Source organism: Clostridium liquoris, from assembly GCF_002995785.1.
Classification (GTDB): Bacteria; Bacillota; Clostridia; order Clostridiales; family Clostridiaceae; genus Clostridium_AO; species Clostridium_AO liquoris.
The window spans coordinates 93,160-105,782 of record NZ_PVXO01000047.1; the positions used below are offsets into that span (position 1 = coordinate 93,160).

Consider the following 12,623-nt stretch of genomic DNA (forward strand, 5'->3'; position numbering starts at 1 on the left):
TAATTATTAATGTGCTTACAAAAAAATAGGGCAATTGGTGGTGTTTTAATCCAATTACCCTTGTTTTTATTTATATATGTCTACTAATAATCCTGTAATTTCATCAATACTGCTGGCTATATTCAAATTTTCTTTTTCGCCACTCAATAACATTTGCGTAAGCTCCTCTAGCTTTTTATCAATAGTGTCCACCGTAATAAAATATTGTGTCTGCCAAAAGCTTATATCCTTTTTTACATTATACATATAACCTAAAACAGACTTTAAATATTCTTTTATTATCTTTTTATAAGCAGCTACATCTGCGTAACATTTGGTTACTGATAATCTATTGCCTTTTTTCTTTATATCCCCTAACATTTCTTTTAATTGTGCTTGTGACTTTCTTTCCCTAGCAAAGCTAAAGCTTTGAGAAAAATCTTTTTTATTTGATATAATTTTATTATCACCAGATTTTACTGGAGAGCTATTACCCACCCTAGATATTTCCATAATCAATCCCTCACAATACCATAAATAATTTATTATATATTACTATTATATATTATTCTATATCAAAAAGCCTAATAGTTCACTTATTATTTTATAAGAATATTATTATAACCATTCCATTTTCTATTTATATAAAATGTTAATATTATATTAATAATTGTCCACAGAATTTTACAAGTAACATTTTTAGTGTTACAATAAATTTTACAAGTAGCATCTCCAATATTGTAATAAAGTTGTTACTTTGAATTTATTGTATGAGGGGGATATAAAAATGATTGAATTCAAAAATGTGCATAAGAGCTTTAAAAATAATACAGTATTAAATAATATAAACTTAACAATAAACAATGGAGAGTTATTGGTACTTATTGGACCTAGTGGCTGTGGTAAAACCACTACTTTAAAAATGATAAACAAGCTAATAAGTCCTACTTCAGGTTCTATATTAATAGATGGAGAAGACATATCCAAAAAGAATACTATAGAACTTAGAAGAAATATTGGATACGTTATACAGCAGACAGGGTTATTTCCACATATGAATATAGGAGAAAATATTGAACTTGTACCGTATTTAAAAAAATGGCCCTTGGAGAAGAGAAGGGCTAGATCAAAAGAGCTTCTATCCTTAGTAGGATTAGATCCAGATAAGTATACAGATAGATATCCAGATGAACTAAGTGGTGGACAGCAGCAAAGAGTAGGGGTGGCTAGAGCTTTGGCTACAAATCCTGATATTATTCTAATGGATGAACCCTTTAGTGCCTTAGACCCTATCACTAGGAACTCTTTGCAGGAGCAAGTATTTAAACTTCAGCAGGAACTAAAAAAGACCATAATCTTTGTTACTCACGATATGGATGAAGCCTTAAAATTAGGTGATAGAATTTGTATTATGGCTGGTGGAGATGTAATACAATTTGATACTCCAGAAAATATATTAAGAAACCCTGAAAAAAGCTTTGTAGAAGATTTTATAGGAAAAAATAGATTATGGAATAAGCCTGAATTTATTAAGGCTGAGGATATAATGATTAGAAATCCTATAACCTCTTCTCCTAATAGAACAATACTTCAAGCCATTGAAATAATGAAAGGAAACAAAGTTGACAGCCTTCTTGTAGTAGACAATAATGATATATTAATTGGAATAGTAACATCTAAGGATATACAAGGGAATATAACTTCCTCTAGTGTAAAACTAGGCTCTATTATGACTAAAGATTTAATTTACGCTAAAACTGATGATTCCATAGGTGAAATACTAAAGATTATGAATAAAAATAACGTTGGGTTTGTTCCAATAGTGGATGAAAATGGGTGTTTAAAAGGATTGGTAACAAAGAGCAGCTTAATTACATTATTTGAAGAAAAACTTTTATACGAGGTGGTGTAATAATTTATGAAATCAGGTAGTTTTTTTAACTTTTTTATGAATAAGAAAGGTGAAATATTTTCACTTACCATTAAACACCTTCAGCTATCAGTTTTAGCTGTTATAATTGCTATATTAATAGGAATTCCTATTGGTATACTTATATCAAAGAAGAAAAAATTAGCTCCCCCAATAATTGGATTAGCTAATGTGCTTCAAGCTATACCAAGTTTAGCTTTAATGGGTTTCCTAATTCCATTTTTTGGAATAGGCGAAGTCCCTGCTATAATCATGGTATGCTTATACTCTCTTTTACCTATAATAAAAAACACCTATACAGGGCTTATTAATATAAACCCTGCAACTATAGAAGCAGGACAAGCCATGGGAATGACAGAGGGTCAGCTGCTAAGAATGGTACAGCTTCCTCTTGCACTTCCAATAATAATGGCAGGTGTAAGAATATCTGCTGTTACTGCTGTGGGACTTATGACTATGTCAGCATTTATAGGTGCAGGTGGTCTTGGAAGCTACATTTATACAGGAGTTCAAACTGTTAATACCAATATGATTTTAGCTGGCGCTATTCCCTCATGTATACTAGCTTTAATTATGGACTTTGTCATAGGTAGAATAGAAAAAATGGTAGAACCTAAAAATAAAAAAAATAAATTAAAGAAAAGATCTATGGCCATAGTATCTGCTATACTTGTTGGTATCATACTTATTCCGCTATTTACCAGCGCCTTTAGTAAAGGGGATAGAATTGTAGTAGGCAGTAAAAACTACACTGAAAACAAATTACTTGCCAATATGTTTGCAATATTACTTGAAGAAAAAACCGATATAAAAGTTGAAAGAAAATTTGATTTGGCAGGTACAGATGTGGTTTTCAAAGCCATTAATAAGGGTGAAGTAGATATATATCCTGAATATACTGGTACTGCACTTGTAAGTATATTAAAGAAGGATATTATAACTGACCCTTCTGAAGCCTATAAATTAACTAAAAATGAATTTAAAGAAAAATATAACTTAGAAATGTTAAAGCCTCTTGGCTTTAACAACACCTATACTTTAGCAGTAAGAAAAGAAGATGCAGAAAAATATAACTTAAATACTTTTTCCGATTTATCGAAGATAAGCAATCAAATGGTGCTGGGAGCTACTTATGAGTTTATAGGTAGAGATGATGGGCTAATAGGTCTAAGTAAAAAATACGGAATGAACTTTAAGGATATTAAAGGCATGGATTCTGGATTAAGATATACTGCCATAGATTCTAAAAAAACTGACGTAACAGATGCTTTCTCCACAGATGGACTATTGGTAGCTTTTGATTTAAAGGTTTTAAAGGATGATAAAAAGTTCTTTCCACCTTATGAAGCTGTTCCTGTGGTAAGAGCAGATACATTGAAAAAGTATCCTGAAGTTAAGCCTCTATTAGATAGCTTGGGAGGAGTCCTAGATGATGACACCATGAGGCAATTGAATTATCAATGTGACAAACTAGGTAAAGACCCTGATAAAGTAGCAAGAAATTTTTTAAAATCAAAGGGATTGATATAAAGAATTAATAATTGATATAAAAAGCTAGTTAAGAGAAAAACTCTAAACTAGCTTTTTTAAATTATTTATTTCTAGCCCTAATAAAGATCTTAGCTATTTCATTAACTACTAAAGGTACAATAGATAATATACCTACTAAAAACCAATCTCTTGGTAAAAGATCAAATACTTCGAATACATTTCTAAAGAATGGTACTGTTATTACTACGTCCTGTAGGAATATACCTATTAATATAGAGCCTATTAGATATTTATTAGTAAATACCCCTACTTGGAATATGGATTTGCTTGGATGTCTTAAGTTAAGTGCATGGAATAATTGTGATACACTTAATACTACAAAAGCCATAGTCTGAGCATGAGTTACTGCTGCCTCTGGTATATCTTTAGGAACTAACGGAAATAAAGTAGTGCTTCCTGTATAAACTTTTATTCCTACTACAAAAGCAACTAAGGTTAAGAATCCAATAAGTAAACCATTTAGTATCAAAAATGCTCCTGTACCGCCTGCAAATAAACTAGCATTAGGATCTCTTGGTTTTTCCTTCATAACATCTGGATCTCCTGGATCAGCACCTAATGATAGAGCTGGTAAACTATCAGTAATTAAGTTAACCCAAAGCAAATGTACTGGTTTCAATGGTGAAGGCCATCCAAAAAGTATAGCAAAGAAAAGTGACAATATTTCACCTATATTACAAGATAATAAGAATACTATAGATTTTTTTATGTTATTAAAAACATTTCTTCCTTCTTTAATAGCTGAAACAATGGTTGAGAAATTATCATCTGTTAAAATCATATCAGAAGCACCTTTGGCTACATCAGTGCCTGTGACACCCATAGCTACACCTATGTCGGCCATCTTTAATGAAGGAGCATCATTTACGCCATCTCCTGTCATGGATACTATGTTTCCATTAGCTTTGAAGGCTTTAACTATTCTAACCTTATGTTCTGGTGATACTCTAGCAAATACTCTTAGATTATCTACCTTTTTAGCTAACTCTTCATCACTTATCTTATCTATTTCTGCTCCAAATACTGCTTGCGATTCTTCCTCTGCAATGCCCAATTCTTTAGCTATGGCAAAGGCAGTATTCTTATGATCTCCTGTAATCATTATAGTCTTTATGCCAGATTTTTTACATTCAGCAATGGAATCCTTAACTTCTTCTCTTGGTGGATCAATCATTCCTACCAATCCTATGAATACTAAGTCTTTTTCTAAAGAATCTATTTCTATATCTTTGGATTCTGTAGTTTTAAATGCTGCTCCTAAAACCCTTAGAGCATCATTAGACATAGCAATAGAAGCCTTAGTAATATTCTCCTTAATTTCTTCCGTTATTGGAACTATTTCTCCATTTATATAAGCTTTATTGCATAGCTTTATTAAATTGTCCGTAGCTCCTTTTGTCATTACATAGTATTTATCATCATATTCATTTACTGTAGTCATAAGTTTTCTATCAGATTCAAAAGGTATTTCATTAACTCTTGTACGTTTTTTATCCAAATCTGCTTTTATTAAGTTATATTTAAACCCAGCTTCAAGCAATGCTATTTCTGTAGGGTCTCCTGTCTTAGAATCTTCAGAATAAGTTGCATCATTGCATAGTACTAAGTTTTCTAATAATAACCTATGAATTGGATTATCTATTTTTAGTGTATTTATATTCCCTAGGTAATTGTCTGCATAGAATCTAGTTACAGTCATTTTATTTTGAGTAAGTGTTCCTGTTTTATCAGAACATATTACATTAACAGCACCTAAAGTTTCTACTGCTGGAAGCTTTCTTACTATGGCATTTTTCTTTATCATCTTTTGTACGCCCATTGCAAGAACTATGGTAACTATTGCTGGCAACCCCTCAGGAATAGCAGCTACTGCTAAACTTATTGCAGTTAAAAACATTTCAAATACATCTCTTTTTTGAATTATTGCAACTAAAAACATTACAGCACATATTCCTAAAGCAGCAATACCTAACATTTTGCCAAGTTCAGCTAACTTTTTTTGTAGAGGAGTTAGGTCTTCTTCTTGATTTTCTAGCATTTTTGCTATTTTACCTATTTCTGTATCCATTCCTGTAGATACGGCTACTCCTGAACCTCTTCCATATGTTGCAAGAGTGGACATGAATGCCATATTCTTCTGGTCACCTAAGGCTGTTCCATTACTATCTAAAATAAGTTCTGCATCTTTTTCTACTGGCACTGATTCTCCAGTTAGAGCAGATTCCTCAACTTTTAAATTAGCAGTTTCAATAAGTCTTATATCGCAAGGGACATATCTGCCTGCATCTAAAACTATTATATCCCCTGGCACTACATCCTCTGAAGGGATTTCTTTTAGCTCTCCATCCCTTTTTACTATGGCTTTAGGAGTTGCTAACTTTTTTAAAGCTTCTAAAGCCTTTTCTGCTTTTGATTCCTGTACCATTCCTATTACTGCATTTAAAACCACTACAAAGGCTATAATTACAGCATCAGCTGTTTCTCCAAGAATACCTGAAATTGCTGCAGCAACTAATAAAATATAGATAAGAGGATCATTTAATTGTTCAAAAAATAATCTAAGTTTTGATTTCCCCTTTTTTTCTGTTAATTCATTAGCGCCATATTTTTCCTTTCTTTTAGCTGCTTCTTCAGATGTAATACCATTTATAGTATCTACGGATAATTCCTTAATAACCTCTTCTTTGCTTTTATCAAACCACATAAAACTTCACCTCTTTTATATTATTTGTCATTATATTTAAATTATTAAACTCTTTTATAATCCTCTCCTTTCATATATTTAAATAAAAAAAGACCCTTGTCCTATAAAAATAGAACAAAGGTCTTGCAATCCCAATTACGAGTAACTATCCGGGCGTATATGCCGTCATGACGAATAGTTATAAACTTTTGCTACTCCCCTTCGTAAGATAAATTATAGCATATACTCCACCTATATACAATAACTTTTTATAGAAAAAATTAATATAAAATTATTCCTAAAACTGCTGCTATAACTATCACCAATATAGGGTGAATTTTTTTGGAAAGCAAAGCTCCCATTATTATTATTCCAATAAATACGCTTTTAAAATCCTTATAAGCTCCCTTAGCTAAGGATAAAAAGGCGGAAATAATAAGTCCTATTAAGGCTGGTCTCATTCCCATTAATGCTGCACCTAATGCTTTAGATTCTTTAAATTTTAATATATAATGGTTGGCTATGGATACCAATAAAAACGAAAAGCTTACAACCCCTAAAGTAGCAGCAAAGCTTCCCCAAAACCCTGCCACTTTATAACCTACAAAGGTAGCAGAATTTATAGCTATAGGCCCTGGTGTCATCTGAGAAATTCCTATTATATCACTAAATTCCTGATAATTTATCCATGACTTATTATTTACTATTTCCCTTTCTATTAATGGAAGCATAGCATAGCCTCCTCCAAAACTAAAAGCTCCTATCTTTAGAAAGATTAAAAATAATTGAATTAGAATCCCCAATCACTCCACCTTCTTCCTGTAATAAAGATATCCATAAAGCCCAGCAATTAGAATTACTATAACAGGATGTATATTAAGAATACTTATAAGAAAAACTGTAACTAAAATAATTATAATATTTATATAATTTTTTTCTACGGACTTTGAAAGACTGACCACAGCAATCAATATAAGCATTGGAACTGCTGCAGAAATTCCCTTAAAGGCTAAATCCACATAATGATAATTTCTGAATTCCATAAAAAAGGCAGCTATTAAAAGTATTGTCATAAAAGAAGGCAGCACTGTACCCAAAAGTGCCATAATTGCGCCTATTACTCCTCCTATTTTATATCCTATAAAAATTGAAGTATTTACCGCTAGAGCTCCAGGAAAGGATTGAGATATTACCAATATATCTAAAAAATCCTCCTTACTTATCCACTTCTTATTATCCACAACTTCCCCTTGAATAAGAGGAATCATGGCATAGCCTCCACCAAAAGTAAAAGCTCCTATCTTAAAAAAGCTCCAGAACATAGTTAAAAGCTTTTTCATCACTCCACCCCCAAAATATTAGAGAATTATGATAATCATGCCAGCCATATATTTATTATACACATATATTTATTATACATTAGATACATTACTTATAGAAAACTTCCTTTATTAGTGGCATTGATAATTAACGTATTATAATATTTCCATTTATATCTGTTCTTAATATATTAGTATTTATTTTTTTTAATCTATTTAGTGTTTCATTCTCAGGACTTTCCCTTCCATTACAAGTTATTATAGACATTTTGGGATTCACTATATTTAAAAATTCTTGGCTACAACTAGTATTTAAACCATGATGAGGCACTTTTAAAATATCACAATTATTTATTTCTTCTTTATACTTATTTCCAATTTCCTCCTCCATTTTCTTTTCTATATCCGCAGCAAATAAATATTTTTTACCTTTAATTTTCCCTAATAATACTATAGAATTATTATTTTCTATATGCTCATCATATTCATTTGGTACCATCCCTTTGAGGCTTAACTCCTTTTCCTCTATGATAAAATTCTTTTCTATATATTTAACTTCTATATGGCTTAAATATGCATGCCTATATATGATATCTCTCATGGAATTAGGATAGATAGGTATATATAGCTTTTCAACTTTTTTATTACTAAGGACTTTCTCTAATCCACCATAATGATCATCATGATAGTGAGTAAGTATTAAATAATTTATTGTTTTTACCCCTTCATTATCCAAATATTTAATAACCTTATCAGCTGTAGAATTAACTCCGGTATCTATTAGTATATTAAAACTTTTCCCCTTAATTAGAATACAATCACTTTGTCCTGTATCTAAGAAATGTATTTCATACTTTTCCTTTGCATAAACCTTTAAACTACATAGAATAATAGAAATTGCAATAACATAGCATATCTTCTTTAAGTATCTCAACTTTTTCACCTTCTTTTGTTACATTTAATATTAGTATTTCTATTACAATCTAATATATTTATTTATGGTTTAATTTCAAAGGAGTAAAATATTGGGTCAAAAAATAATTTGAAGGAATCCTTTCTAGAATTCCTTCCTTAAGAGTTTATATGCTATTTAGTCATTATTAGTTTACCTAATAAGCCTAGTTCCTTCATCGTCCTGCTTAATTAATCCTTTTTTCATAAGCCCGCCTAATGCTCTTTTAAAATAATTTTTGCTTTCATGAAATACTTCCCTTATTTCATCAGGTGAAGAGCTATCATTATAGGGCATAAAGCTATCATGCTCTTTTAAATATTTTAGTATGTCTTCCTGAAGCTTATCTCTTTCTTCCTTACCTGTTATTCTAGGAGTAAGGCCTAAAGTTCCATCCTCATATATTTTTTTAACCTTAAGTTTTAATGTATCTCCCATATTAACATCCATAAAATATTCATTTTTTAACAATATACCTTTATACTTATCTTCCACAGCCACTGCTAAATTTTCACTTTTATAAAGTTCAACTATTCTGCCCTGTACTTCATCTCCAATTTTATAATCCTCAGCTATTTCTAAGTACTCATCTACATCTGGTGTAGCTGCAAGTCTATTTGTTTTATCTACATAAACATAAAATAAATATTCTTTTCCCTCTTCTAAATTATACTTTCTTTCTTTTAAAGGAACAAGCAAATCCCTTTCCAGTCCAAAATCCACAAAACTACCTATTTTTGTGTTGTCTTTAACTTTAAGAAGAGCTACATCTCCTACCTTAGCCAAAGGTTCCTTCATGGTAGATATTAATCTATCCTGGGAATCTCTATATATGAATACCCTGACCTTTTGTCCTTCTTCTAATTCACCTTCCAGACAGCTGCCAAAAGGTAATAATATGTCATCTGTTGTATTCCCTGTTTCTGCATCTAAAAAGTAGCCTGGAGCTCCCTTTCTAGCTACAGTTAATTCATTAAATTCTCCTATTTTTATCACAAATGTCCCTCCAAAATATTTTATACTAGTTTATTTTATTAGCAATTTTTTTATAAAACTAAATTTCAATAAAGATCTTTCTTCAATATAATTAAAATATATAATTATAAAAATTAATGCTGCTAAACTTAGAATCCCACAAATGGTAAAACTAAATTCTAAAGAAATATCCGCCGCCTTACCAATGGCTATATTAGCCGCTGATGCTATTACATCACTTATCATAGCATACATAGAAAGCATAGTAGCTCTATCTGCTGTTTTAATAGATTTGTTTTGTATATCTAAGCTCAATGGCTGTACTAAAGCAAAGGCCCCTTCTATAACAGCTATTAATATTATAGTAATTATAGCACTATTAGAATAAGCTAACCAAAATGAAGCTATTGTAATCATAAATAATAAAAAATTAAACACTATTCTATGTCCAAAATTCTTACTTAGCTTATATGATTTAGCGGATGCTAAACATATTATTTGCATAAAAGCTGTTAATAATCCAAAATACTTTAAGTCTATACCTACATTTAAATATTTAGGTCCATTAAGAAATACACATATAGAATGAGTAGTTTCTCCTATTAAGGCAATGGCTATTATAAAAATAAAGATATTTTTATTTTGCGCTATATTTTTAAAGCTGTTTTTTATACTGATGTCCTTTTTATCATACTCCACATCTTTAATAAAAAAGATTAATATAAAAGCTATGCCATAAGGAAATATAGTAAGTAGTACTGGAAAATCCAAACTTTTCTTTATCATAAAGGTAGATAAAAAAGATGCTGTGAAAAATCCTCCTGCACTAGCTGCACTATACAAACTGAAAGCCCTTTCTGATTCCTTTTCTCCCACAGATAAATATATTAAAGCCGAATCACATCCAGATATTCCTGATATGCTCATAGAAACCACAATGGACTCTAAAAGAAATCCATAAAAATCATAGCTTTTATAAAATACTATTTTTGATATAAAAAATAAAAAATATGATACTATAAGGGCTTTTTTATATCCAAATTTATCACTAAAATGTCCCCAAGGCACCTCTAAAAGAATCATAGATAAAGTAAATATAAATTGTAATAAAAATATCTGATATAAATTAAGTCCTCTATATTGTCTAAAAATAGTAGCTATAGGCCCGTAAAAAACAAGGCCTTGCAAAAAAGCTGCAATGCACATTATATATAAATTTTTCTTATAATTATTCAATTTGATACACCCTCCGATTTTTATATATCACAAAAAGACCTTAATTAAAGGTCTTTTAAAAAACCACTTTTGGTGTATCAAATATCTACCATCATGCCTATCCTCATTTCATAATTACTAATTTACATTAGTATAACATATTCTTCAAATATAATGCTACCAATATTTACACAAGGGTTCTTAAATTTTCTAAAAATTCAAGAACCCCCATCTTATTATTTTTCTTATTTTATGATTATCCCCTTATATATTTGCAATGCCATATAGCTTATAAAGCTTAAATCAGATTTTAATTATTTAAATAAATCTCCACTAATAATTAATTTCTGAATTTCATTTGTTCCTTCGTAAATCTGAGTAATCTTAGCATCTCTAAACATTCTTTCAACTTGATATTCTCTCATGTATCCATATCCACCAAGCATCTGAACTGCTTCAGTAGTTACATGCATAGCTGCATTTGTACAAGCAAGTTTTGCTTTAGCAGCTGAAACACTAAATGGTCTTCCTTCCTGTTTATCAATAGCTGCCTTGTAAAGAATATATTTAGCTTGTTCAATTTCAAGATCTAATTCAGCCATTTTGAATGCTAAATACTGATTCTTATATAATGGTTTTCCAAACTGAATCCTTTCTTTCAAGTGTTGTTTTGCTATATTGAAAGCACCTTCTGCTATTCCAAGTCCTTGAGCAGCAACTCCAATTCTTCCACCATCCAATGTACTAAAAGCCACCTTTAAGCCTATACCTTCTTTCCCTCCAATTAAGTTTTCAGCTGGAACTATGCAGTTTTCAAAGAAAATTTCTGAAACTTGAGCTGATCTGATACCACATTTATTTTCAATTTTTCCCACCTTAAATCCAGGGAAGGATTTTTCTACTATAAATGCTGATATTCCTTTAGGTCCTTTTTCTTTATCAGTTATGGCTACAACCATAAAAGTATCGGATAGAGGTCCATTTGTGGTGAAGCATTTTGAGCCATTCAGTATGTAATGGTCTCCTTCCTTTACAGCTACAGTTCTAATTCCACTTGCATCTGATCCTGCGTTTGGTTCAGTTAATCCAAATGAACCAAGTTTCTTACCAGTTAACAAGTCTGGCAGATATTTTTTCTTCTGTTCTTCTGTAGCAAAGGAATATATTGCCCCTGAACATAATGAAGTTACAACTGAATATGATATACCCATAGCTCCTGATATTTTTGAAATTTCTTCAACAGCTAATGCATAGGATAGATAGTCTCCACCTGATCCACCATATTCCTTTGGATAAGGGAGCCCTATTAAACCCATCTCTCCCATTTTCTTATAAGCATCTAAAGGAAATTCTCCTCTTTCATCATAATCAACTACTATTGGTTTAAGCTCTTCTTCAGCAAAATTTCTTGTCATGTTCTGTATTAATTGTTGTTGTTCTGTTAATTTAAAATCCATATAAATTATCCCCCTTATTTAATAATTCAAGCTATTCACTTGATTATTTTTATATATTTTGCTTACTTTCCTTCCCATACTATAATAGTGCTATAGGTATTAATATAAGAGGCTACCCCAATGGGATAACCTCTTTATAAGCCTGCTATTATCTTGCAGGAACTTCATAAATTGAAAAAGTTTCTAATGTCATAACAGGCTTTTCCAATACATTAACTGCTGAATTCTGTTCTGGGATTCTTGCATTCTCAGCTATTTTAAATGATCTACATTGAATCTTTAATTTATTTCCACAAACACCTACTATTCTTCCATCTACTTCAATGAAGTCTCCTGCAAATGTAGGAGCTGTAAATCTAATATTTTCATATTTTTTACATTCGCCTTCATTGCCAGCATACATTGCACATAAGTTAGTAGCTACATCGCCCATTAATTCTACTGTATATGAACCATTAACTAATTCTCCTGCATAATGAGCATGTCCTGATGACATACGAACACGTATCATAGCTTCATAATCCTTTTCTGGCTTTACAAATACATCTGCCATTTAAAGCAC

General features: G+C 30.9%; 11 protein-coding genes. 2 read left to right on the forward strand and 9 right to left on the reverse strand.

Going from position 1 to position 12,623, the window contains the following annotated elements; translation table 11 throughout:
- Window positions 1-66: 66 nt before the first annotated feature.
- Window positions 67-492 (reverse strand): YaaR family protein, encoded by a 426-nt coding sequence (locus CLLI_RS08820; protein ID WP_106063847.1) that lies wholly within the window; start codon window positions 490-492, stop codon window positions 67-69.
- 274 nt (window positions 493-766) lie between these two features.
- Here CLLI_RS08820 and CLLI_RS08825 point away from each other — a divergent pair, with 274 nt between their 5' ends.
- Entirely contained in the window at window positions 767-1,891 is a 1,125-nt protein-coding gene (locus CLLI_RS08825) for an ABC transporter ATP-binding protein (protein WP_106063848.1), read from the forward strand.
- Window positions 1,892-1,897: 6 nt separating this feature from the next.
- On the forward strand, window positions 1,898-3,439 hold the full coding sequence (locus CLLI_RS08830) for an ABC transporter permease/substrate-binding protein (protein WP_106063849.1): 1,542 nt from the start codon (window positions 1,898-1,900) through the stop codon (window positions 3,437-3,439).
- 61 nt (window positions 3,440-3,500) lie between these two features.
- Here the strand turns inward: CLLI_RS08830 and CLLI_RS08835 are convergent, their stop codons facing one another.
- The 8 genes from CLLI_RS08835 to CLLI_RS08870 form a co-directional block, all read right to left on the reverse strand.
- Window positions 3,501-6,164 (reverse strand): cation-translocating P-type ATPase, encoded by a 2,664-nt coding sequence (locus CLLI_RS08835; RefSeq protein ID WP_106063850.1) that lies wholly within the window; start codon window positions 6,162-6,164, stop codon window positions 3,501-3,503.
- A gap of 260 nt (window positions 6,165-6,424) precedes the next feature.
- Window positions 6,425-6,946 carry a chromate transporter gene (locus CLLI_RS08840; RefSeq protein ID WP_106063851.1) on the reverse strand — a complete coding sequence of 174 codons (522 nt, stop codon included), beginning with the start codon at window positions 6,944-6,946 and terminating at the stop codon, window positions 6,425-6,427.
- Entirely contained in the window at window positions 6,947-7,483 is a 537-nt protein-coding gene (locus tag CLLI_RS08845; RefSeq protein WP_106063852.1) for a chromate transporter, read from the reverse strand.
- A gap of 127 nt (window positions 7,484-7,610) precedes the next feature.
- Window positions 7,611-8,396, reverse strand: coding sequence for a ComEC/Rec2 family competence protein (locus CLLI_RS08850; RefSeq protein ID WP_170063685.1), 786 nt, complete (start codon window positions 8,394-8,396; stop codon window positions 7,611-7,613).
- 171 nt (window positions 8,397-8,567) lie between these two features.
- Complete coding sequence (locus tag CLLI_RS08855) at window positions 8,568-9,410, reverse strand: CvfB family protein (protein ID WP_106063854.1); 843 nt, start codon at window positions 9,408-9,410, stop codon at window positions 8,568-8,570.
- Window positions 9,411-9,440: 30 nt separating this feature from the next.
- Window positions 9,441-10,625, reverse strand: coding sequence for an MFS transporter (locus CLLI_RS08860; RefSeq protein ID WP_106063855.1), 1,185 nt, complete (start codon window positions 10,623-10,625; stop codon window positions 9,441-9,443).
- A 293-nt stretch (window positions 10,626-10,918) separates the two neighbouring features.
- Window positions 10,919-12,061 (reverse strand): acyl-CoA dehydrogenase family protein, encoded by a 1,143-nt coding sequence (locus tag CLLI_RS08865; RefSeq protein WP_106063856.1) that lies wholly within the window; start codon window positions 12,059-12,061, stop codon window positions 10,919-10,921.
- A 148-nt stretch (window positions 12,062-12,209) separates the two neighbouring features.
- Window positions 12,210-12,614: a hotdog family protein gene (locus CLLI_RS08870; RefSeq protein ID WP_106063857.1), complete on the reverse strand. Its 405-nt coding sequence runs from the start codon at window positions 12,612-12,614 to the stop codon at window positions 12,210-12,212.
- Between the last annotated feature and the right edge of the window lie 9 nt (window positions 12,615-12,623).